Annotated in this window: 23 protein-coding genes, 7 tRNA genes and 3 rRNA genes; 31 read left to right on the top strand and 2 right to left on the bottom strand. The window is 44.7% G+C overall.

All coding sequences use genetic code 11. The features are described 5' to 3' along the window. The 11 genes from AC1U9Z_RS16510 to disA all read left to right on the top strand — a co-directional run. Positions 1–230, top strand: a 23S ribosomal RNA gene (locus AC1U9Z_RS16510); the annotation flags it as partial. A 73-nt stretch (positions 231–303) separates the two neighbouring features. After that, positions 304–420: ribosomal RNA gene (rrf, locus tag AC1U9Z_RS16505) — 5S ribosomal RNA — on the top strand. A 10-nt stretch (positions 421–430) separates the two neighbouring features. Beyond that, positions 431–505, top strand: a tRNA-Asn gene (locus AC1U9Z_RS16500). Positions 506–654: 149 nt separating this feature from the next. After that, a 5S ribosomal RNA gene (gene rrf / locus AC1U9Z_RS16495) occupies positions 655–771 on the top strand. 11 nt (positions 772–782) lie between these two features. Beyond that, positions 783–857: transfer RNA gene (locus tag AC1U9Z_RS16490), tRNA-Asn, on the top strand. A 337-nt stretch (positions 858–1194) separates the two neighbouring features. After that, complete coding sequence (locus AC1U9Z_RS16485; RefSeq protein WP_333532690.1) at positions 1195–1659, top strand: CtsR family transcriptional regulator; 465 nt, start codon at positions 1195–1197, stop codon at positions 1657–1659. Positions 1660–1678: 19 nt separating this feature from the next. Continuing rightward, positions 1679–2191, top strand: a complete 513-nt coding sequence (locus AC1U9Z_RS16480) for a UvrB/UvrC motif-containing protein (RefSeq protein ID WP_333532689.1) — start codon at positions 1679–1681, stop codon at positions 2189–2191. A 12-nt stretch (positions 2192–2203) separates the two neighbouring features. Continuing rightward, positions 2204–3277 carry a protein arginine kinase gene (locus tag AC1U9Z_RS16475; RefSeq protein ID WP_333532688.1) on the top strand — a complete coding sequence of 358 codons (1074 nt, stop codon included), beginning with the start codon at positions 2204–2206 and terminating at the stop codon, positions 3275–3277. 11 nt (positions 3278–3288) lie between these two features. Continuing rightward, entirely contained in the window at positions 3289–5733 is a 2445-nt protein-coding gene (locus AC1U9Z_RS16470; RefSeq protein ID WP_333532687.1) for an ATP-dependent Clp protease ATP-binding subunit, read from the top strand. Between the two features lie 232 nt (positions 5734–5965). Beyond that, on the top strand, positions 5966–7321 hold the full coding sequence (gene radA, locus AC1U9Z_RS16465; protein WP_479958369.1) for a DNA repair protein RadA: 1356 nt from the start codon (positions 5966–5968) through the stop codon (positions 7319–7321). A gap of 4 nt (positions 7322–7325) precedes the next feature. Next, positions 7326–8417 (top strand): DNA integrity scanning diadenylate cyclase DisA, encoded by a 1092-nt coding sequence (gene disA / locus AC1U9Z_RS16460; RefSeq protein WP_333532685.1) that lies wholly within the window; start codon positions 7326–7328, stop codon positions 8415–8417. Positions 8418–8477: 60 nt separating this feature from the next. Here disA and AC1U9Z_RS16455 read toward each other — a convergent pair whose 3' ends face one another. Further along, the gene (locus tag AC1U9Z_RS16455; protein ID WP_333532684.1) at positions 8478–8873 is read right to left on the bottom strand and encodes a DUF1573 domain-containing protein; all 396 of its coding nucleotides are present in this window, start codon (positions 8871–8873) and stop codon (positions 8478–8480) included. A 189-nt stretch (positions 8874–9062) separates the two neighbouring features. On the opposite strand from AC1U9Z_RS16455, the gene AC1U9Z_RS16450 reads away from it, so the two are divergent. The 5 genes from AC1U9Z_RS16450 (at position 9063) to AC1U9Z_RS16430 (ending at position 14114) form a co-directional block, all read left to right on the top strand. Continuing rightward, a complete protein-coding gene (locus AC1U9Z_RS16450) occupies positions 9063–9539 on the top strand; it encodes a CarD family transcriptional regulator (RefSeq protein ID WP_333532683.1) in 477 nt (158 codons plus the stop codon). A 107-nt stretch (positions 9540–9646) separates the two neighbouring features. Continuing rightward, positions 9647–10789: a PIN/TRAM domain-containing protein gene (locus tag AC1U9Z_RS16445; protein WP_333532682.1), complete on the top strand. Its 1143-nt coding sequence runs from the start codon at positions 9647–9649 to the stop codon at positions 10787–10789. Then, the gene (gene ispD, locus AC1U9Z_RS16440; protein ID WP_333532681.1) at positions 10782–11477 is read left to right on the top strand and encodes a 2-C-methyl-D-erythritol 4-phosphate cytidylyltransferase; all 696 of its coding nucleotides are present in this window, start codon (positions 10782–10784) and stop codon (positions 11475–11477) included. Before AC1U9Z_RS16445 ends, ispD begins: the two co-directional genes overlap by 8 nt. Further along, positions 11478–11951: a 2-C-methyl-D-erythritol 2,4-cyclodiphosphate synthase gene (gene ispF, locus AC1U9Z_RS16435; protein WP_333532680.1), complete on the top strand. Its 474-nt coding sequence runs from the start codon at positions 11478–11480 to the stop codon at positions 11949–11951. 477 nt (positions 11952–12428) lie between these two features. Then, entirely contained in the window at positions 12429–14114 is a 1686-nt protein-coding gene (locus AC1U9Z_RS16430) for a glutamine--tRNA ligase/YqeY domain fusion protein (protein ID WP_333532679.1), read from the top strand. Positions 14115–14167: 53 nt separating this feature from the next. Here AC1U9Z_RS16430 and AC1U9Z_RS16425 read toward each other — a convergent pair whose 3' ends face one another. Beyond that, complete coding sequence (locus tag AC1U9Z_RS16425; RefSeq protein WP_333532678.1) at positions 14168–14497, bottom strand: hypothetical protein; 330 nt, start codon at positions 14495–14497, stop codon at positions 14168–14170. Between the two features lie 251 nt (positions 14498–14748). On the opposite strand from AC1U9Z_RS16425, the gene gltX reads away from it, so the two are divergent. The 15 genes from gltX to AC1U9Z_RS16350 form a co-directional block, all read left to right on the top strand. Next, a complete protein-coding gene (gltX, locus tag AC1U9Z_RS16420; protein ID WP_479958368.1) occupies positions 14749–16197 on the top strand; it encodes a glutamate--tRNA ligase in 1449 nt (482 codons plus the stop codon). Positions 16198–16260: 63 nt separating this feature from the next. Then, entirely contained in the window at positions 16261–16923 is a 663-nt protein-coding gene (gene cysE / locus AC1U9Z_RS16415) for a serine O-acetyltransferase (protein ID WP_333532676.1), read from the top strand. Between the two features lie 30 nt (positions 16924–16953). After that, entirely contained in the window at positions 16954–18411 is a 1458-nt protein-coding gene (cysS, locus tag AC1U9Z_RS16410; RefSeq protein ID WP_479958367.1) for a cysteine--tRNA ligase, read from the top strand. Next, positions 18393–18827, top strand: a complete 435-nt coding sequence (locus AC1U9Z_RS16405; RefSeq protein WP_333532674.1) for a Mini-ribonuclease 3 — start codon at positions 18393–18395, stop codon at positions 18825–18827. Before cysS ends, AC1U9Z_RS16405 begins: the two co-directional genes overlap by 19 nt. A gap of 194 nt (positions 18828–19021) precedes the next feature. Beyond that, a complete protein-coding gene (thyX, locus tag AC1U9Z_RS16400) occupies positions 19022–19756 on the top strand; it encodes an FAD-dependent thymidylate synthase (RefSeq protein WP_479958366.1) in 735 nt (244 codons plus the stop codon). 18 nt (positions 19757–19774) lie between these two features. Further along, positions 19775–19930, top strand: a complete 156-nt coding sequence (locus AC1U9Z_RS16395) for a DNA repair protein (protein WP_479958365.1) — start codon at positions 19775–19777, stop codon at positions 19928–19930. A gap of 111 nt (positions 19931–20041) precedes the next feature. Beyond that, positions 20042–20773 (top strand): 23S rRNA (guanosine(2251)-2'-O)-methyltransferase RlmB, encoded by a 732-nt coding sequence (gene rlmB / locus AC1U9Z_RS16390; RefSeq protein ID WP_333532671.1) that lies wholly within the window; start codon positions 20042–20044, stop codon positions 20771–20773. Positions 20774–20781: 8 nt separating this feature from the next. Continuing rightward, a complete protein-coding gene (locus tag AC1U9Z_RS16385; RefSeq protein ID WP_333532670.1) occupies positions 20782–21294 on the top strand; it encodes an NYN domain-containing protein in 513 nt (170 codons plus the stop codon). A 198-nt stretch (positions 21295–21492) separates the two neighbouring features. Beyond that, positions 21493–22137 carry an RNA polymerase sporulation sigma factor SigH gene (gene sigH / locus AC1U9Z_RS16380; protein ID WP_333532669.1) on the top strand — a complete coding sequence of 215 codons (645 nt, stop codon included), beginning with the start codon at positions 21493–21495 and terminating at the stop codon, positions 22135–22137. 160 nt (positions 22138–22297) lie between these two features. Further along, a tRNA-Thr gene (locus AC1U9Z_RS16375) sits at positions 22298–22373 on the top strand. Positions 22374–22385: 12 nt separating this feature from the next. Further along, positions 22386–22471, top strand: a tRNA-Tyr gene (locus AC1U9Z_RS16370). Between the two features lie 64 nt (positions 22472–22535). After that, positions 22536–22611 (top strand) — tRNA-Met (locus AC1U9Z_RS16365). A gap of 4 nt (positions 22612–22615) precedes the next feature. Then, positions 22616–22691, top strand: a tRNA-Thr gene (locus AC1U9Z_RS16360). Positions 22692–22700: 9 nt separating this feature from the next. Continuing rightward, positions 22701–22777 (top strand) — tRNA-Met (locus AC1U9Z_RS16355). A 213-nt stretch (positions 22778–22990) separates the two neighbouring features. Next, positions 22991–23239 (top strand): GTP-binding protein (locus AC1U9Z_RS16350; RefSeq protein ID WP_479958364.1); only part of this gene is annotated, 249 nt, incomplete at its 3' end.

The following is a 23239-nucleotide window of genomic DNA, read 5'->3' as shown; positions in this document are numbered from 1 at the left end:
GATGGACGGACCGCTGGTGTACCAGCTATCGTGCCAACGGTAGTGCTGGGTATCTAAGTCCGGAAGGGATAAGTGCTGAAAGCATCTAAGCACGAAGCCTCCTTCAAGATGAGATTTCCCACTACGGAAGTAGATAAGATTCCATGGAGACAACATGGTAGATAGGCCGGGAGTGTAAGAGCAGCAATGTTTTCAGCTGACCGGTACTAATCGATCGAGTTCTTGACCAAAGCAGAAGACGCAATACGAAGTAGCTGTTTAGTTTTCAGAGAACAGATAAGATTATATAAAAGCATATAAGTTTCTGGTGGCGATACCGGAGGGGGTACACCTGTTCCCATCCCGAACACAGCAGTTAAGCCCTTCAGGGCCGATGGTACTTGGAGCTCACGCTCCTGGGAGAGTAGGTCGTTGCCAGATTAATTAATATTCCTCGATAGCTCAATGGTGGAGCAACCGGCTGTTAACCGGTAGGTTGCTGGTTCGAGTCCAGCTCGGGGAGCCAGAATAATAGCCATTTGTTTGGTTAAAAATATATAACGCAGTTACTTTAACATGGTTTAGTTTTCAATAGACACGGGGACGGTTTTCTTGTCTCAGCGTCTGACAAAAAAGCGAAGCTAGACCCAAAAGAACGACCCAATAGCATAAGTTTCTGGTGGTGATACCGGAGGGGGTACACCTGTTCCCATCCCGAACACAGCAGTTAAGCCCTTCAGGGCCGATGGTACTTGGAGCTCGCGCTCCTGGGAGAGTAGGTCGCCGCCAGAATTAATTAATATTCCTCGATAGCTCAATGGTGGAGCAACCGGCTGTTAACCGGTAGGTTGCTGGTTCGAGTCCAGCTCGGGGAGCCAATAAAAACTTCTGCAACTGCAGAAGTTTTTTGTTTACCCCTGTGCGTAGGGAAGTAAAATCATAATATTTAGTGAAAAATAATAATCTATTAAGCAAATCTTATTAAACTTGGGTAATTAAGCAAATTTGGTTAAAAATAATCAATAGAAGCCGTTGCAGGATTCACTGGGTTTATTTTAGAATAAGGTCAAGGTCAGTCAAAGTCAAAAACTATATTTATTGGGCACGGGGTTTAAAAAAAATAACAATGTAACATAATAATAAGGTCAAGGTCAGGAAAGGTCAACAGCTCATGCAATAATTTAAAACTTCCATTACTCTTGCGGGGTGAACGATATGTCGAGTATGTCGGAACTGATCGAAAAATACATTAAAAAACTGATTCAAGACAGCTCTTATGATTATATTGAACTTCAAAGAAATGAATTGGCTGCACAGTTTAAATGTGTACCATCTCAAATTAATTATGTCCTGTCTACTAGATTTACCAGTGAAAACGGTTATATTGTGGAAAGCCGCAGGGGTGGTGGTGGCTTTATTAGGATTATCAAAATACCATTGGATAGACATGATGATCCAATAGCACAAATTTATCGTTTAGTAGGAGATAATATCAATCAATCTCAGGCAGAGAAAATTATTAAAAGGTTGTCTGAAGAAAAAATTATTACCCATAGGGAAGCACGTGTTTTTAGATCGGTAATGGACAGAAATATTTTTCCAATGGAGCTGCCCTGGCGGCAACATCTAAGGGCTCAATTGCTAAGAGCAATGTTGGGGGCAATATTTAGGGATAGTTAAGATAGAGGAGGTTTTGACCATGTTATGCGATCGTTGTCAAGAAAGACCCGCTGAGGTTCACTTTACTCAAATTGTTAACCATACAAAAAAGCAAATGAACCTATGCTCTGCATGTGCCTCAGCGCTTCAAGCAGAAAGTTTAGGGGTTGCATCCCAATTAAATCTGCACGATTTTTTAGCAGGTTTAATTAACCACCATTTTATGGGTTCTAGTATAAAAACCAATGCTACGCCTCAAGTGCACTGTGAAAAATGTGGTTCCTCGGAAACGCAAGTTGCTAAGAATGGACTGTTTGGCTGCAGCGATTGCTATAGTCGATTTGGGGAGCGGGTAAGGCCTTTGCTGAAAAGGATACATGGCAGTAGCACTCATACTGGAAAAGTACCCAAGCGGACCGGCGGCACTGCCCTTATTACCAAGGAGATAAGATTACTAAAGAATCAACTCCAGGAAGCCATAAAAATAGAGGAATTTGAAAAGGCCGCTAGCATTCGTGATCGTATCAAAGAACTTGAACAAAAACTTCAATAGGGGGGAGAAGTTGTGTCGTTAAAGGAGACCGTTAGTAATCCATATAGTAAGTGGTTAGAAGCTTCAGGGCCTGAAAATGACGTTATTATTAGTAGTCGAGTCCGCTTAGCCAGAAATTTAACAGGTTACCCCTTTCCGCATTTATTAGGGCACGAAAATGCAGATAAAATCCTTTATGCTGTACAATCAGCCATCGGGCATAAGACCTTGCCGGGTACAGTGGGCAACTTAGAATTGTCTCGCATGACCGAATTATCCCCCACAGAAAGACTAATACTAGTGGAGAAACACTTAATTAGTCCAGATATGCTTGAAAACCCTGAAAAAAGGGGAGTTGTTTTGCGGGACGATGAAGTGATTAGTGTGATGGTTAATGAAGAAGACCATTTACGTATTCAATGCCTGCTGCCGGGTCTACAACTTAAGGAATGTTGGGATTTAGCCAATGCGGTTGATGATGGTTTGGAACAAATTTTGGATTATGCCTTTTCTGAAGAATTGGGTTATTTGACATCTTGTCCAACCAATGTAGGTACTGGACTGAGGGCATCCATCATGCTGCATTTACCAGCATTGGTTATGACGCAACAAATTAGCTCGGTACTCACTACTTTATCTAAGCTTGGCTTAACCGTGCGGGGATTGTACGGAGAAGGGACCCAGGCTACGGGGAACTTGTTTCAGGTTTCAAATCAAGTAACCCTTGGCCTACAGGAAGAAGAAATTATCGACGGACTCATTACGGTAGCACTTCAATTAGTGACTCAAGAGAGGGCTGCCCGAAGGGCTCTCCATAAAGAACAAAGGTTTCGGATAGAGGATAAAGTATGGCGAGCCTATGGATTACTAAAGTATGCACGAAATTTGACTTCGAATGAAACCATGACATTAATGTCCGATTTAAGATTAGGAGTAGAACTGGGTATTATTCCCGATATCCCTCCCGGACTTATTATGGAACTTATTATCATGAGTAGGCCGGCCTTTTTAAACAAACTGAAGGGGTCGGACCTAAATCCTCAGCAAAGGGATACATTTAGAGCGACATTAATACGAGATCGGTTAAACACATTGTCAAATGAATAGGAGGTAAGATTATGTTTCAAAGATTTACCCAAAAGGCACAAAAAGTATTAGTTTTAGCCCAAGAAGAAGCTCGGAGATTAAAGTACCCCTATATAGGTACGGAACATATCCTGCTGGGTCTGATAAGAGAGGGTGAAGGCATAGCAGCTAGAGCCCTCAGCCAAATAAATATCAGTGCAGAGAAGGTAAAGGCTGCTGTTGAACAAATGGTAGAAACAGGAAATGAGCCTGTGCCTGAGGATATCCCGCCCACACCAAGGGCAAAGAAAGTATTGGAGTTGGCCGTGGAAGAGTCACGTCTAATGGGACATAACTACGTTGGTACGGAACATTTATTGCTGGGTCTGATCAGGGAAGGAGAAGGAGTTGCGTCCCAAGTGCTTATCTCCCTGGGGGCAGACCTGGAAAGGGTTCGTCAGCAGGTCATTAACATGATCGGAGGGACCCCGGGTGGCAATCAACCCTCGGGGGGAAGCGGTCAAAGCTGCCCCGCTGGCGGGTGCAAAACGGCAAGCTTGGATCAATTTAGCCGTGATTTAACCAATTTGGCTAAAGAAGACAAATTGGACCCGGTTGTGGGAAGAGCGAAGGAAATCGAACGGGTTATTCAGGTCCTTTCTCGCCGCACGAAAAACAATCCGGTTTTAATTGGTGAACCTGGGGTCGGTAAAACCGCCATCGCCGAAGGATTGGCGCAACGTATTATTGCCGGTAACGTACCAGAGATTTTATTAAACCGCAGGGTGGTTACCCTTGACCTGGCTGGTATGGTGGCGGGGACAAAATACCGTGGTGAGTTTGAAGATCGTTTGAAAAAAGTTATGGATGAGATTAGGCAAGCTGGGAACATTATTGTTTTTATTGATGAACTTCACACCCTAATTGGTGCCGGTGCCGCTGAAGGGGCTATCGACGCAGCCAATATTTTAAAACCAGCCTTAGCCAGAGGGGAAATACAGACAATTGGTGCTACTACTCTGGATGAATATAGAAAATATATTGAAAAGGATGCAGCACTGGAAAGACGTTTTCAACCGATTCAAGTTGATGAGCCAACGGTGGACGAAACCCTGCAGATTCTTAAAGGTATCCGGGATAAATATGAAGCACACCACCGAGTTAGTATTACGGATGAAGCATTGGAGGCTGCGGCAAAATTATCCGATCGTTATATAACGGATCGCTTTTTACCCGATAAGGCCATTGACCTAATTGATGAATCAGCATCCCGGGTACGCATAAAAGCATTTACTGCGCCACCGGATTTAAAGGATAAGGAAAAATCCCTGGAAGAGATTCGTAAGGAGAAAGAGTCAGCCATCAATAGTCAAGAATTTGAAAAGGCTGCAGAACTAAGGGATCGTGAACAAACCCTACTAACAGAAATTAACCAAGCCCGGGATAATTGGAACCAAACAAAGGGTGGCGATAACCTTGTCGTTACAGAAGAAGATGTAGCACATATCGTATCCAGTTGGACCGGTATTCCTGTGCAGAAGATGGCCCAAGAAGAATCGGAAAGGCTTCTAAAGCTAGAAGAAATCCTACACCAAAGGGTGATTGGACAGGATGATGCTGTAAAAGCTGTATCCAGAGCCGTGCGCAGGGCCAGAGCAGGGCTAAAGGATCCAAAACGTCCGGTAGGCTCCTTCATCTTCCTTGGACCAACCGGTGTTGGTAAAACCGAATTAGCCAGGGCACTGGCTGAAGCACTCTTTGGCGATGAAGATGCATTGGTTCGTATCGACATGTCAGAATATATGGAGAAACATGCTGTTTCCCGTTTGGTAGGGGCACCTCCTGGTTATGTTGGCTACGATGAAGGGGGTCAGTTAACCGAAGCTGTCCGCAGAAAGCCTTACTCGGTCGTATTACTGGACGAAATTGAAAAAGCTCACCCAGACGTGTTTAACATTTTGCTGCAGGTACTTGAGGATGGCAGATTGACAGATTCCAAGGGGCGCGTGGTAGATTTTCGCAATACCGTAATCATCATGACTTCTAACGTTGGTCTATCTACCATTAAGTCCGTGAGTAAAGTTGGTTTTGCGGCAGATACAGGGCAGACCCAGGCTGATTATGAAAAAATGAAGGAGCGTGTAGAGGAAGGTCTCAAGCGGACCTTTAGGCCTGAATTCTTAAATCGTATCGACGAAACCATTGTCTTCCATAGCTTAACCCGTGAGCATATTGCGCAAATTGTCGGTCTTATGCTTAAAGAAGTTGCAACCCGTATGGAAGAGCATGAAGTATATTTATCCTTTGATGACGCTGCCAAGGATGTCCTGGCTCAGGTAGGATATAGTGAAGAGTTTGGGGCAAGGCCACTGCGTAGAGAAATTCAACGTAGGGTGGAAGATCGACTGTCAGAGGAATTGATAAGAGGTGCCTTTAAGAAAGGTGATCGGATCGTTGTTGGTGCTGAAGATGGTCAGATAACCGTAATAAAAGAATAATAATTGTGGTGAAGAGGTAGTTCTAGGAGAGCTACCTCTTTTAGCCGTGAATCATGGGCTAAAGATCATGAAACAAAACATGTACAAAAACCCAGGACTTAAGGCCCAAGGCCCATGACTTTTTTACAATTAGTACCAATAAATTTGTTAAAGTGGCAGGATTTTTAAAGTTGGCAGCGAATGTCAAGGCTTGTGGGTTTACAAAAACAATTCATTTTTGGGGGTTTATTTGTTGCGAAACAAAACAACCTATACCTGCCAAAATTGTGGACACAAGACGGCGAGATGGTTAGGAAAATGCCCTGATTGCGGTCAGTGGAACACATTGTTGGAGGAAAGGGAAGTTGTTGAAAATAAAAAAACACGGGGGATATCAAGCTCAGGTCCTGTGCCGGTGACAGAGATTGTTGCCACCGATGAGGAAAGGTATCCCACCGGACTACAGGAATTAGATCGGGTGCTGGGAGGAGGACTGGTGCCTGGTTCAGTGGTTTTGGTGGGCGGCGATCCGGGTATTGGAAAATCAACCTTACTTTTACAGGCCGCCTTTGCCATAGCAGTGGGGGTCGGTAAGGTCCTATACGTATCTGGCGAGGAATCAGCACGACAAATAAAGATGCGAGCGGAGCGCATTGGAGCAATCCATAGCAACCTTTTTTTAATTGCTGAAACAGACATGACAGTGGTTGAAAGAGTAATAAAAAAAACTGACTTTTCAGCCGTTATTTTGGATTCAATCCAAACGGTATATCAACCGGATATTTCTTCCGCACCCGGTAGTGTATCCCAGGTGAGGGAATGTACGGCTATGCTTATGAAACTGGCCAAGGGGAACGGTGTCCCTATTTTTGTTGTTGGTCATGTTACCAAGGAAGGGGCCCTGGCTGGTCCAAGGGTACTGGAGCATATGGTGGACACCGTGCTGTATTTTGAAGGGGACAAACACCAAGCTTACCGTATTTTACGAACCGTGAAAAACCGATTTGGCTCCACCAATGAACTAGGGATTTTTGAAATGCGGGGAACGGGTTTGACCGAAATAACAAACCCCTCGGAACTGTTTATGAACCAGCGTGCTGCTAATGCAGCCGGTTCCTCCATTGTAGCTTGTCTTGAAGGAACGCGGCCTTTGCTTGTAGAAATTCAAGCATTGGTATGCCCCAGTGGCTTTGGGACACCTCGGCGTATGGCAACCGGAGTGGATTATAACCGGGCGGCTTTGATTATGGCGGTTTTGGAGCGACGAGTGGGCCTGCGGCTTTCCTCCTATGATGCCTATGTAAGTGCCGTGGGTGGTGTAAAGCTAGACGAACCAGCGGCAGACCTGGCCATAGCATTGGCCATTACCTCAAGCTTTAGAGAGCAGCCGGTGCAGGAGGGGTTGGTTCTGTTAGGGGAAGTAGGGCTTACCGGGGAGGTTAGAAATATAGCAGGTATGGAAAAGCGGCTTCAGGAAGCTGCAAAGCTAGGGTTTAAAATTTGTATTGGACCCAAAGACAAACAAATCCAATCGATGGGTATAATAGAATATATAGGCGTGCAATCAATTCACGAGGCAGTGGAAGCCGCCATTGGCGGTAAGGGGTGAGAATGTGGTAAAGGACGAGAAAATAGAGGATAGGCTACTTAGATTACTTAGGCTGGTTGCGCCGGGAACTCCCCTTAGGGAGGGCTTGGAAAATATTCTTCGGGCAAAAACAGGTGCATTAATTGTTATGGGAGATTCCTCTGAGGTTATGGAGTTAGCCGAGGGAGGTTTCGCCATTAATGCAGATTTTACGCCGGCCGGCCTATACGAATTAGCCAAAATGGATGGAGCCATTATTTTAAGTGAGGACACTAAAAAAATCATAGCAGCCAACACCCAACTAATTCCTGATTTAATCATACCCTCCAGTGAAACGGGCATTCGACATAGAACCGCAGAACGGGTGGCTAAACAATGTGATGTGCCCGTTATTTCAATTTCCCAGAGAAGAAGTGTCATTACCGTTTATAAAGGTTCTATTAAATATTTCTTAAGAGATATTAGTGTAATTTTGGCAAAGGCTAATCAGGCGGTGCAAACCCTTGAAAAATATCGATCGGTGTCGGATCGCATGATTAATGAATTATCGATGATGGAGCTACAGGAAGTAGTTACCTTAGTTGATGTGACCAAAGCGATTCAAAGAATTGAAATGGTATTGCGGGTTAAAAAAGAAATAGATCGTTATATTAGTGAATTAGGAACAGAGGGACGGCTAATTGCAATGCAGTTGGAAGAATTGGTGGCAAATGTTGAGGAGGATGGATTATTAATTATTCAGGATTATGCCACGACACTGGGGGAAAAGACCCCGGAAAGCATTATGAAAGTGATTAGCAGTTGGCCGGCAGAGGACCTATTGGATCTAGTATTGATAGCCAGGGCTTTAGGATACCCAGGCAGTGCCAGCGTACTTGACCAGGATGTATCACCAAGGGGTTATCGTGCTTTACGTAAAATTCCCCGGCTGCCACTACCAGTCATTGAAAACCTGGTGGCAACCTTTAAATATCTAAGAACGATAATTTTAGCTAGCATCGAGGAACTGGATGAGGTGGAAGGTATCGGGGAAGCTAGGGCCAGATCCATTAAGGATGGTCTTACTCGGTATGGCGAAATGCTTTTCCAAGATCGCTATAAAAATCAAAAAAGATAGGCGTGGCAAGACAACCACGCCTCTTTGTATTGATAAAATGCTTCAAACTTAGCCTAAGAATTAAGTTAAATTATATCCCCTTAAAATTTCCAGTTGTTTATGCTCCTTAATGAATATGTCATAAAGATTTAATTCCATTAGGTTGCAAAGGGCAGCCATGTAAAAAAGCGAACGCCCAATCTCACTTTCAATGCTGTCACGACAGTTCTTACATAGGTTACCGGATAGGTGGGAATCCAATAAATGTTTTAAGTCCAGGAAGGTGGCATTCTCTGGTAAAGGCTTTTTATTGGCTACAATTTTTTGGCAACCACAGGATGTTACAGAATGAACCACAGAGCGTTGTACTCTAACGCCGGACTCCTGTAGCTTTGACAGTATTTCCAATATACTCCGATGACAAAGCATCATCTCAGACACTGTATTTTGAAACTGATCACAAAGCAAATCTTTCATTCTGCCGGACCACTCCTTTTACTTTCCGTTAAAGCAATTATAGCTAGCTATAAGGGGCTTTGTCAAACGACCATTATGTCACAAAATGCTTATTGACACCAATGCAGGGCTATGCTAAAATATATGTTTTTTGACAGCGATGGGTAAGTATGCTATAATAATTTCAACATAGTTTGGGGGGGATTGGCCTTGTTTAAGATTGGCGACAAAGTCGTTTATCCTATGCATGGAGCTGGCGTTATCGAGGCCATAGAAGAGAAGGAGGTTCTAGGGGAAAAACGACAGTATTATATCTTGCGTCTTCCCATTGGCGATATGAAAGTGATGATTCCCATCACGAACTGTAGCGATGTTGGCCTCAGGGGTATTATTGACCGGGAGGAAGTATCTACCGTAATGCACATACTGGAGGGGCAAACCACCGTCATGTCGGGAAACTGGAATCGTCGTTACCGTGCTAATTTGGAAAAAATAAAAAGCGGTGACATTTATGAAGTTGCCGAAGTGGTACGGAATCTACTAACCAGAGATAAAGAAAAAGGACTTTCTTCAGGGGAACGAAAAATGCTGGAGAATGCTCGGCAAATACTAATCAGTGAATTGGTGCTAGCTGCAGAAATGGAAGAAGCCAAGGCCAGGTCATTAATTGATGACGTTTTTGCCTAAAAGCGGGTGCAAAATTCGCCCTTATTTGTTATTGAACCTAATTTTTGGTTAACTTATAATAACTATACATAACATAAAAACTACCAAAGAGAAGGGGGGTGAATCGGTTGGTTCGAAAAATGATATATGGTCTTTTGATTTTGATCTTTGGTAGCATCGGGTTTTTGGCCGGGTTGTACAGTATTTCCAATAACCTGGTAACCATTCCTGATACCCTACCCCAGTTGAAATTTGGGGTTATTGCCCTGGGGGCATTGTTAGGAGTGTTAGTGGGTGTAATTAGTACACCTTGGATTATTAAGGGGGGGCTTGCTTTAACCGTAGTTGTAGACCAACATCTAGCAAAGACCCCGACTCAGGATTTAATTATGGGTTCCCTTGGACTTATTTTTGGACTTATAATTGCTAATTTGCTTGGCTCTATTTTATCTACCATGGGTCCTATCGGTAAGGCGATATGGTTAGCAGGGACATGCCTGCTGGGTTACCTGGGCCTTTCGGTGGCGGTTAAGAAAAGAGAAGAAATTGTCGCCTTGTTTTCTAGTTTGCCTCGTTTCGGCAAGGAAAAGTTTGGTAAGGCTGAATCGAAGGTAAGCCAGATCAAGATATTAGACACCAGCGTTATTATTGATGGACGGATTTCCGAGTTGTGTCAAAGTGGTTTTATTGAAGGCGTTTTATTGGTTCCTGTTTTTGTGGTGGATGAATTAAGGCATATCGCAGACTCTGCTGATCTACTAAAGAGAAACAGAGGCCGCAGAGGCCTAGACATTCTTAATGCTATGAAAAAAACCTCTGATATAAAAGTGCAAATCTACGAGAATACCAAAGGGTTGGATGATATTGCAGAGGTAGATGCCAAGTTGGTAAAATTGGGTCAAAAGCTTGGTGCAAAGATTATTACCAATGACTACAACCTTAACAAAGTGGCAGAACTTCAAGGGGTTAAGGTATTAAACATTAATGAACTGGCCAATGCGATTAAGCCAGTGGTGTTGCCCGGCGAAGAAATGACGGTCACTGTTGTCAAAGACGGTAAAGAAATGGGACAAGGCGTGGCCTATCTTGACGATGGGACAATGATTGTTGTTGATGGAGGAAAACGCTTTATTGGTCAAACCATTAGCGTTTTAGTAACCAGTGTTTTGCAAACAGCCGCAGGTCGCATGATCTTTGCCAAGCCAAAAAGCTTAGACAAAAGAAGTGAAGCGGCGGGACATGTAATAAGTGGAGTGAATGCAATTGGGTAGTATTATTGCTATAATTCCTGCAGCAGGTGTTGGGAGTCGGATGGGCTCCCAGGTTAAAAAGCAATATTTAACATTACAGGACCGTCCTGTATTAACTCACACCGTTGGTATATTGGAAAAGACTCCTGAGATAACAGGGATCGTATTAGTGGTAGCTTCCGGCGAAGAAGTTCCGTGTCGGGAATTACTTTTACAGGCCAATTTATTTAGCAAGCTTATGGCGGTGGTACCCGGTGGTGACCACCGCCAAAATTCTGTCTATAACGGGTTATGCAATTTATCTAGCACCACGGAACTGGTTGTCATTCATGATGGGGCCAGACCCCTAATCCAAGTGGACCAGATTAGCAATGTAATCAAGGAAGCCCGGCAGGTAGGGGCAGCAGCCTTGGCGGTTCCAGTAAAGGATACGGTTAAAATGATTAATGATCAGGGATATGTTGTGACAACCCCTGACCGAGAAAAACTATGGGCTGTGCAGACCCCTCAGGTCTTTCGCTATGATCTTATCTGGGAGGCACATCAAGCTGCCCGTGCAAAGGGTTTTTATGCTACGGATGATTGTGCCTTGGTAGAAGCATTAGGCAAGCAGGTCAAACTGGTGCAGGGTTCCTATGAAAATATTAAAATTACCACACCCGAGGACATGGTTTTAGCCGAAGCTTTTCTGAGAAGGAGGAACGTTTAGGTGCGAGTTGGTGTTGGTTATGATGTACATAAGTTGGTGCCAGAACGTCAATTGATCCTGGGGGGCGTTGCGATACCCTATGAACAGGGGCTGTTAGGCCATTCCGATGCGGATGTTTTATGCCATGCCATCATGGATGCATTACTGGGTGCCGCTGCCCTGGGGGACATTGGCCGGCAGTTTCCCGACCATGATCCACGGTACAAGGGGATATCCAGCCTTACCCTGTTGGGTGAAGTTCGTGATAAATTGTCCGCGGAGGGATACTTGGTTAATAATATTGATGCGGTGGTGGTGGCTCAGGCACCTAAATTAGCACCCTATATCCAGGCCATGAAGGAGAATGTTGCACAGGTTTTGGGGGTTGAGGCAAACTCTGTGAATGTTAAGGCGACTACCACGGAGTGGCTGGGGTTTGCGGGGCGTGGAGAGGGTATGGGGGCCTATGCTGTTTGTACGATTCAAACTTTGTAATGGTTAGCTCTACCGTGCGGACTATTGATGAGAATACAAGGGAGTGCTTGGGCGGTATTGCATCAGCGGGGGGTGCTATCGTTATCCCCCGTTCGCTCAAAGCTCCACGCCGATAACGCTAAGACTCGTTCCGGGCGAAATCGGGGTCGCCTTAGAATCGACGTCCTGTCTCAGCTAAGGCTGCGCGCTCGTCCTGAGCGCGCCCCCCGATTTCGCCCTGCACTCGTCAAGAGTTATTAACGGCTCTCCGCTAAGTCGCTCACGGGGGATAACGATAGCACCTGCTAATTCGGCAGGTTTGATCGCCCAAGTTAATTAAGACCCAGAACCTTTCCGAGGAAGTTTGAAGCTGGGGGCTGACGGCGGGTGGCTGATTTGTTTGTTTTAAGAAAAAGGAATTTTGGTTAAGATGTGGAAAATATAGATATTTTGTGACGCGTTTTTTTATGCCAAAATCGAATGAGGGAGTCATGTGGTATGAATAATAAACTCACCAGTTTTATCCATGATATGATAGATAAAGACATTGATGAAGGTAAAAATCAAAGGAAGGTACATACTCGCTTCCCACCCGAGCCAAACGGGTACCTTCATATTGGACATGCTAAGTCCATCTGTCTGAATTTTGGCATTGCTCAGGAGTATCACGGCCTTTGTAATTTGCGCTTTGATGATACGAACCCAAGCAAGGAAGATGTGGAGTATGTGGACTCGATTCAGGAAGATGTAAAGTGGTTGGGTTTTGATTGGGATGATCGGATGTTTTATGCGTCGGATTATTTTGACCGGCTTTATGCTTTTGCTGTCCAGTTAATCAAGGCTGGTAAGGCCTATGTGGATGATCTTAGTGCTGAGGAGATAAGGGAGTATCGAGGGACGTTAACTCAGCCTGGGCAGGATAGTCCTTATCGGAACCGTTCCCTAGAGGAAAATTTAGACTTGTTCGAGCGGATGAAGGCAGGGGAATTCCCGGATGGTTCCCGGGTATTGCGTGCTAAGATTGATATGTCCTCACCCAATATCAACATGCGCGATCCGGTGCTTTACCGCATTCAAAAAACAAAACATCATCGCACGGGAGATAAATGGGCGATTTACCCGATGTATGACTATGCACACCCACTTTCCGATGCCATTGAGGGGATTACCCATTCCATTTGCACCTGTGAATTTGAAGACCACCGTCCCCTTTATAACTGGGCTGTGGAAAATGTGAATGCCCTGGCAACCCTTAAATCCATCCCGCAGCAAATCGAGTTTGCTCGCTTAAACCTCAGTCATACCGTCATGAGCAAAAGAAAACTCAGGAACTTGGTGGAGGAAGGTTATGTTAAGGGGTGGGACGACCCCAGGATGCCTACCATTTCAGGTCTGCGGCGGCGGGGTTATACGCCGGAGTCCATCCGGGATTTCTGTGAACGTATTGGCGTGGCGAAGGCTGTAAGTACCGTTGATATAGCACTTCTTGAGCACTGCATACGGGAGGATTTAAACACCAAAGCCCCCCGGGTAATGGGAGTGCTTCGCCCCATCAAAGTAATTATTGATAACTACCCAGAGGGTCAAGTGGAATGGTTGGAAGCAGAATACAACCAAGAAAACCCCGCACTGGGCAGCCGTAAAATACCCTTTTCCCGGGTGGTTTATATCGAACAGGAAGACTTTATGGAAAATCCTCCGAAAAAATACTTCCGCCTCACACCGGGGAAAGAAGTCCGCTTAAAATATGCCTATATCATTAAATGTGAACAGGTCGTGAAGGACGAACAAACCGGGGAGATTATTGAAATTCACTGTACCTATGACCCAGAAACAAAGAGCGGCACGGCCACGGAGGTGCGCAAAGTAAAGGGGACTCTGCACTGGGTATCAGCCGAACAGGCGCTTAAAGCAGAAGTTCGCCTGTATGACCATTTATTTACCAAGGCAAACCCCGAAGAAGAAAAGGATACAGATTTCAAACAAAACATCAACCCCCTGTCCCTAGAGGTGCTAGCCTCTGCCTTTGTGGAACCAAGTTTGGCCAACGCCAAACCGGGAAGCGGCTACCAATTCATGAGACAAGGCTATTTCAGTGTAGACCCTGATTCAAATGATCAAGTAAAGGTATTCAACCGCATTGTCTCCCTAAAAGATTCCTGGGCTAAAACGCAGAATAAATAACACAAGACCCCCTCCAAACCTGGAGGGGGTCTTTATTTGGCGATTAGCCATTACTATCGAATGCAGCAATCATTCGAATAATCCCAACGAAGCTCACAATAATCAGGCCCCCAATCCAACAGGAGGTTCATATGCCCAATCGAATCAAAGTTGTTTAAATCAAGCCGAGCTTCATGCGTCTTTTTGCCCACACGGTGAGTGAAAATAATCTCAAAGTCCTCGTTGCGAATAAGAGAGAAATGTGACTTGCCGATGGTTTTATCACAGAATACGATTCTCTCCAGATTCCGGTCTATTAACTTTTTATAATCGGGGCGGAAACCAATGTGACCCTTAATCTCGTTATATTCATCAATTAAGTCAGCGAGTCTAGGAGTTGGCATAAATACATACCTCCTGCAAATACAAATAAACTACACTATAATTTCTCCGTTGTTCAGCAAAACCCTGCTGAAACATGAAAAAAAAATCACAAGCCCGTAATTAATCTTATGATAAAATGGGATAAAAAGTTCCACAAGATTTGCCGACAAAAAATAGTAATGTTGCAAAAAGTTGTGTGCCCTTACGTAAAGGTGATATAATATCCATCTAGAGATCAACTAAATCATACAGTTAAAAGGGGGAAGTCTCTTTGTCGGTACGGGTACGGTTTGCCCCAAGTCCAACGGGGCCTTTACATATTGGGGGTGCTAGATCAGCACTTTTTAACTGGCTTTATGCCCGCCATCATGGTGGAAAGTTTTTGGTGCGAATTGAAGATACAGATATAGAGAGATCATCCAGAGAGTCTGAAAAAAATATATTAGATGCCTTGCGTTGGTTGGGTATCGACTGGGATGAGGGGATCGAAGTAGGAGGCCCCAATGAACCCTACCGTCAGACCGAACGTCTTGAGGTTTACCGCAAACTAGCTAAAGAACTTGTGGCAACTGGCCATGCATACGATTGTTACTGCAGCGAAGAAGAACTTGCCGCAGAGAGAGAAGCCCTCATGGAAAAGGGTGAGCTGCCTCGTTATTTGGGTAAATGCCGCAGTTTAAGCCCAGAGGATAAAGCAAAATTTGAAGCGGCGGGTCGACCACCCGTTCTTCGATTTAGAGTCCCCGAAAATCAAATAATAACCATTCATGACTATGTCCGTGGTCAAGTTGAATTTGAAAGCAATGGTATCGGCGACTTTATTATTATGAAATCGGATAATATCCCTACCTACAACTTTGCTGTGGTTGTGGATGATCATGATATGAACATTAGCCATGTGGTCAGGGCAGAGGAACACCTCTCCAATACCCCCAGGCAGATACTAATTTATGATGCCCTGGGTTGGCAAAAACCGGATTTTGCTCACATATCCTTAATCCTTGGCAAAGACCGGAGTAAAATGAGTAAACGCCACGGTGCCACCTCCATTGAGCAATACCAGAACCTCGGTTATCTACCGGAAGCCTTAGTGAACTTCTTGGCCTTGTTGGGCTGGTCCCCGGGCGGCGAAGAGGAAATTTTCACATTGGAAGAAATTAAAGAGCAGTTTACCCTGGAAAAGGTGGCTAAAAACCCCGCTGTCTTCGATATTGATAAACTTAACTGGTTAAACGGTCACTATATTCGTCAGGCACCGGTCGGTCGACTTACCAAGTTGGCCATTCCTTTCCTGCAGGAAGCAGGCTATTTGGAGGAAAACCTGAGCCAGGAAAAAATAGCTTGGCTGGAGCAAGTTGTTGCCATTGCCAGAAACTACATTTCCTATATGCAGGAAATTACCCAACACGTGGATATTTTCTTCCGTGACCAGGTAGAGGTGCTGGAGGAAGACGCCAAGCAGGTGCAAACCTGGGAGCAAATGTCCGTGGTCATGAAAACGGCCCATGCGTTATTTGCTGCAGCAGAGGAACTGACAGAGGAATCCGTCAAGGCTATGATCAAGGCCGTTGGCAAGCAAAGCGGCCTGAAGGGTAAGTTCATTTTCCAGCCCCTGCGTGTAGCCATAACAGGGCGAACCCATGGTCCAGAACTCCATCAAATTATTCCTGTTATCGGCAAGGCCAAAACACTGGCTAGGCTGGAGGCAGCAATAAAATAAAGATGGGGAACTTACAAGATAAACAGAATAGTATAGGCAAAAGGATTTAAAGGAGGATTTGCTTTGTTCGGCCGGTTAAAAAAAGAAATTAATGCAGTATTCGAGCGTGACCCTGCAGCCAAAAGTGTGATTGAGGTGCTACTTTGTTACCCCGGCCTTCATGCGATTTTACTCCATAGGGTTGCCCATGCGTTATATAAGAAAAAGCTTTTTCTTGTAGCCAGAATTTTATCGCAGATATCTAGATTTATAACAGGTATAGAAATTCACCCTGGGGCAAAGATTGGTGAAGGGCTTTTTATTGACCATGGCTCCGGGGTTGTTATTGGAGAGACTGCAGAAATAGGCGATAACGTTACCATTTATCAAGGTGTAACCCTGGGAGGAACAGGGAAGGAAAAGGGCAAACGCCACCCCACCGTTGGCAACAATGTGGTCATTAGTTCCGGCGCCAAGGTGTTAGGCTCCTTTAAAGTAGGAGACAATGTCAATATAGGCGCGGGATCAGTGGTATTAAAGCCGGTTCCTTCTAACTGTACGGTGGTGGGGGTGCCGGGACGGATTGTGATTCTTGATGGTCATAAGATTGATGAAGAGTATGTCCCGGATTTACGGCACGACCAATTACCAGACCCGATTGCCGATCTGTTAGGTCAAATGCAGTCAGATATTGAACGACTAGAAAGCAAACTAAAGAAAATAGAGCAGGAATGCTGTAAGGTATAAAAAAACAAACGGAGGGGGCTAAGGAATCGGATGCAAGTTTATAATACACTGACCCGGGCCAAGGAAGAATTTGTTCCACGGGATAAAGGGCAAGTTAGTATGTACGTTTGTGGGCCAACAACCTATAACTTTATTCACCTTGGCAATGCTCGCCCGCTGGTATTCTTTGATACAGCCAGAAGATATTTCATTTATAAAGGCTATAAAGTAAATTATGTTCAAAACTTCACCGATGTAGACGATAAAATTATCAACCGAGCCCACGAAGAGAAGACGGACCCCCTGGAATTAGCAGAGAAATATGTTCGGGAATATTTTGTTGATGCCGATGCCTTAAATGTTTTGCGGGCTGATACACACCCTAAGGTATCCGAACACATAACAGAAATTATTGACCTCATTAAAAAAATCCAGCAACAGGGGCATGCCTATGCTGTTGACGGCGATGTATACTTTGCTGTACGCAGCTTTGAAGGGTATGGTAAATTATCGGGTCGTACATTAGAGGATATGCAGGCAGGAGCCAGGGTAGAGGTGGACCCACGCAAAAAGGACCCGATGGATTTTGCCCTTTGGAAAGCTGCCAAACCAGGTGAACCCAGTTGGGATAGTCCTTGGGGGGCTGGACGCCCTGGTTGGCATATTGAATGCTCTGCCATGGCAGAAAAATATTTAGGAAATGGGTTTGATATTCATGGTGGAGGTTTTGATCTGATTTTCCCTCACCACGAAAATGAAATTGCTCAATCGGAAGCCGCTTGCCAAAAACCCTTTGCCCGGTATTGGATGCACAATGGTTTTATTACCGTAAATCAGGAAAAGATGTCTAAATCCTTGGGCAATTTCTTTTTGGTTAGAGAAATACTAGATAAATTCCCAGCTGATATTGTCAGGTGGTATCTGCTGTCCACCCATTACCGCAGTCCTTTAGATTTTGACGATGAAAAACTAGTCATGGCCGGTAAAGGATTGGAACGTATCAAAACGGCCATACGCCTGCTCTATGAGGTTATGGATTTGCCGATCAATGAAGGGATAGATACCCAGGCAGAAGACGTAATTGAAAAAATCCAGACGCATAAACTGGAATTTGAAAAAGCGATGGACGATGATTTTAATACCGCCCTGGCTATTTCTGTTTTCTTTGAATTAGCAAAGGATATTAACATCTATCTTAGCAAGCTCAATGGTAAATTAACACCAGAAGCCAAAGAGTTTTTAGACCAGGCGCACGCCTTGGTTAAAGAATTTAACAGTGTACTGGGGATCTTAAAAGAAGATAAAATGACAGGCAGACTTATTCTGGAAGGGAACCAGACGGACGATACCTTAACAGAAGGGTTAATTCAACTGATCATAAAAATCAGGCGAGATGCCCGGGCTAAAAAAGATTGGGCTACGGCCGATGCCATCCGAGATGGCTTAAAGGGGTTAGGGATTGTACTGGAGGATACCCCTCAGGGAGTTCGATGGAAAAAGCAGGGGTAGGCTTGTTTAAGGACAACTTTTTGCCAAATAAAAAAACCAACCCAGAACAATTACCGAGTCTTGCTTTGGCCTATATAGGCGATGCTGTTTATGAATTGGTTATTCGTCAATACCTATTGAGCCAGGGAGCAGTTAAGGTTAATCAACTTCATAAAATGGCTGTGCGTTATGTACGGGCCGGGGCACAGGCAAAGGCCTTGCATACACTGGAAGGAAACTTAACCGAAGAAGAGATCGCTGTGGTCAGAAGAGGCAGAAATGCCAAATCGGCCACTTTACCGAAAAACGCGGACCTAATGGAATATAGACACGCCACAGCCCTGGAAGCACTGATTGGTTATCTTTATTTGCAAGATCGGCAGAGTCGGGTTCTTGAGCTTATTAAAACAGCCATTGGGGCCATAGAAGATCAATAAGTTAGCTTGGCCTACCCTGAAAAATGGCCATGAACCGTAGGCTTGGTATTAAGCCATCCGCTATGTCAGCCTAAGCGGTAGCGAAGGATCTTGCCGCATTGGAAGGTTAGATCCAAGATCCTTCGCTAGCTCAGGAGGACACGAAGTATTCATTTTCTACTTCATGTAAAGAAAAACTGGAAGAGGGAAGACGAGTGGGTAAAGTATCATTAAAAGTACGGCTGTTGGAACATACCCCCAATCCAGAAAAGGTTGTGGCCATGGCAGCTAGATTATGTTATTCGCCGGCCAATATCGATGGTCTGGTTGAAGATGTATCGGTCACAGATCAACAGTCCTTTATAAAAAAACTGATGGATATGGGTCATTACAGCACCATCGAACATGTTAGCTTTACCTTTGGTATGGAGGGAGTGTCCCGGAGTCTGTTGGCCCAGATAACCAGACATCGAATCGCTAGCTTTAGCGTGCAATCCCAACGTTATGTTGGTGAAACCCGGCAACATCATCAAGGAACCTTTGATTATGTTGTTCCTGAAACCATTTTGGCCTTGGGGCCGGGGGCAGTGGCAGAATTTGAAAAGCAGATGGCCCAAATTCAAGTCTGGTATGACCAGTGGGTAGAGAAACTGGGAGGTGGCCGAGGGGCCTATGAAGATGCCAGGTTTGTTTTGCCCAATGCCGCAGAGACAAAAATTATTGTCACCATGAATGCCAGGGAATTGAGACACTTTTTTAATCTTCGCTGTTGCCAAAGGGCCCAGTGGGAGATTCGGAAACTGGCTGAAGAAATGCTCAACCTGGTTAGGAAAGTTGCCCCGCAGTTATTTGCTGCTGCCGGCCCCGAATGCCTCACGGGACCTTGTCCCGAAGGAAAATTAAGTTGTGGTAAAAGGGCGGAGGTTCGTAAAAAATACGGGGTAGATTAATAAGGAGCGTGAATTTAATTGGTAAGCCCTTATATTATTCTAGCCCTTTGGGTTATTGCAATGACCTTGGGTGTTATTGGTGTAGTGGCCCGTAAGAAGCTGCTTCTTAAATTGGGCCTGCTTGCTGCATTTGGTGGAGTGGTTCTGACCCTTTGGCTAAAGAGCACGCTTTGATAGCTTACCATGCCGTCAGCGGCACCAGCAGAGGATGAAAATTTTTTGTCATCTTTTATATTCTAACATCCAACTTCTCACATCTCACTTCTAAATAGTGGAGGCATTAGCATGAATGAAATTATTGCCGGCAGAAATCCGGTGCGGGAAGCTCTCCGTGCTGGGCGGCCCATTAATAAAATAGTTATGACCAAAGGAGCCGGCGGCGGTCCACTGGCTGAGATTACCAAGCTGGCAAAGGTAAATAACATTCCCATCCAACTGGTGGAGCGGGAACACCTGGACAAAATGAACCCAGGAGTACCACATCAGGGAGTGCTTGCTTACACAGCGGCTAAGGAATATGTGGAGTTTGAGGAGATTTTGGCGATTGCTAGGGCCAAGGGGCAAGATCCCTTTATCATTATGCTGGACGAAATGAATGATCCACATAATCTAGGGGCGATCATCCGAACGGCGGATGCTGCAGGTGCCCATGGCGTAATTATTCCCCAAAGAAGATCAGTGGCTCTGACGGCTACGGTAGCAAAGGCCTCTGCAGGTGCGGTGGAATATGTTCCGGTGGCCAGGGTTACCAATTTGGATCAAACCATTCGGCAGCTTAAGGATGAAGGCCTTTGGGTGGTTGGTGCAGATATGGCTGGGTCAGAGATACATTGGGAAGCAAAATTAACGGGGCCGTTACTCCTCGTTATTGGGGGAGAAGGAAAAGGTCTGGGCAGGTTAATCAAGGAACGATGCGATATGTTAGTGCGTTTGCCGATGGCGGGTCGTGTGGGGTCACTTAATGCCTCTGTGGCAGCCGCATTACTTATATATGAGGTGGTACGCCAGAGAGGGTAGATTAGTCCATGCGAGAATTTTATGTGGTGGACGGATACAATATTATTTACGCCTGGCCAGAATTTGAGAAGATGCTTGAAAAAGGCTTAGAACACAGTCGAGATAAATTAATAAATATCCTAGCGAATTTTGCCGGGTTTGATGGCAATTCAATAACAGTGGTTTTCGATGCTCACCTGGTAAAGAGTGGAGTCGGGCACCATGAAATAGTCCATGGCATAGAAGTTTATTATACCCAGGAAGGTGAAACGGCAGATGCTCTAATTGAGAGAATCGTTGGGGATCTAGGTAAAATGGGAAATGTGCATGTAGTTACCTCTGATTGGGATGAACAAAAAATTATTTTTGGCAGAGGTGCTTACCGGGTAACGCCAAAGGAGTTTAGAAGTCAGGTAATGAAGGCAAATAAGCAGGGGCAAGAGAAATTTAACAAAACCAATCCAACGGAGGGATATCTGGAAGACAAGCTTCCCGCAGATATCCGAGTGATATTCGAAAAATGGCGGCGCAGAAAGGACTAAAGTCCACAGGGATTGGATTTATTTTACCTTGACGATTCTTTTTGGGATAAGCTATAATTAGTCATGTAACTTAAAAGGGCTAACTAACTAACTAAGGACTGGTAAATCAGACCCCAGGTTTTCGTTTTGCAGGGCTATTCTGATTGCTTTTTTCTGTTTTTATGCTTTCCTAGAGATGAGAAGACGGGGGCGATAGTTTTGAATCCTAATGCACAAAGAGAAGTTTCCGGCGGATATCATATCATGGTAGATGAGGATGTAGTTGAGTTTGCGCGTGAAGGCGACGACGCAGCGCTGGAGTTCTTGATTAACAAATATAAAAACTTTGTGCGTGCAAAAGCCCGCTCATATTTCCTTATCGGGGCCGATAGAGAAGATATTATTCAGGAAGGCATGATTGGTCTTTATAAAGCAATTCGTGACTTTAGAATGGACAAACTATCGTCATTTCGTGCCTTTGCGGAATTATGTATTACCAGGCAGATTATTACCGCCATAAAGACTGCCACCAGACAAAAACATATTCCACTGAATTCCTATGTTTCTCTGAATAAGCCCATTTATGATGAGGATTCTGATCGAACACTATTGGATGTGATATCCGGGTCTAAAATTACCGACCCCGAGGAACTAATTATCAGTAGAGAAGAGTTCGATGACATTGAAGAGAAAATGGGAGAAATACTGAGCTCCCTCGAATGGAAAGTGCTTATGTCCTATCTTGAAGGGAAATCCTATCAAGAGATTGCGGAGGACTTGAATCGTCATGTTAAGTCCATTGACAACGCACTCCAGAGGGTTAAGCGCAAGCTTGAGAGATATTTAGAGAAACGAGATCTTTAACCAGCTATCCTCTACATGTGATAAAATTCTACACGACATCCGATTTACCTTCAAATAATCAGAAAAAAATATAGTTAAAAACATCTAAAATTTCCATCGATTACAGCTTTCAAAGTGTTGACATGACAGAATACATCTGTTATCATAATCAATGTTCGGTGCCGACGTAGCTCAATTGGTAGAGCAGCTGACTTGTAATCAGCAGGTTGCGGGTTCGAGTCCCATCGTCGGCTCCAAATTGAAAACCTGGAGGGGTTCCCGAGCGGCCAAAGGGAGCAGACTGTAAATCTGCCGTCAGACGACTTCGAAGGTTCGAATCCTTCTCCCTCCACCATTTATTTACTAAGCAAGTTTTTCTTGCACAAAGGATTTGTTTGTGGTAAGCTAGTCAATGCTGACGCGGGATAGAGCAGTTGGTAGCTCGTCGGGCTCATAACCCGAAGGTCGGAGGTTCAAGTCCTCCTCCCGCAACCAACATGCTGCTATAGCTCAGTAGGTAGAGCGTATCCTTGGTAAGGATAAGGTCACCGGTTCAATTCCGGTTAGCAGCTCCAAAAGAATATGGCGGTGTAGCTCAGGTGGTCAGAGCACACGGTTCATACCCGTGGTGTCACTGGTTCAAATCCAGTCACCGCTACCAACAACGCAAGCTAGTCATTGGACTGGCTTTTTTCTTTTTTAATAAATAAAAAGAAGGATTTTTGTGATTGTTATCGAATTTTGCTAATGGTTTACAATGGTTTGTCTAGGACTTCTAATTGAGGGTATAAAAAGAGCATAATTTTGGAAATAACTTTAGAGATGGAATAAATCTCTGCTAAATGCCTAACAATGGAGGAGGAGAATTTTAAGCATGGCTAAGGCTAAATTTGAACGTAATAAAACCCACGTAAACATTGGAACCATCGGTCACGTTGACCATGGCAAAACCACTCTGACTGCTGCCATTACCATTGTTTTGTCTAAAGCTGGCGGTGCAGCCGTTAGACGTTATGATGAAATCGACAATGCTCCCGAAGAACGTGAACGTGGTATCACTATCAATACTTCCCACGTAGAATATGAAACTGCAAAGCGTCACTATGCACACGTTGACTGCCCT

Source organism: Desulfotomaculum sp. (assembly GCF_982386235.1).
Note: the sequence above shows the minus strand (reverse complement) of the source record. Positions and strands in the feature narration are given on the sequence as shown.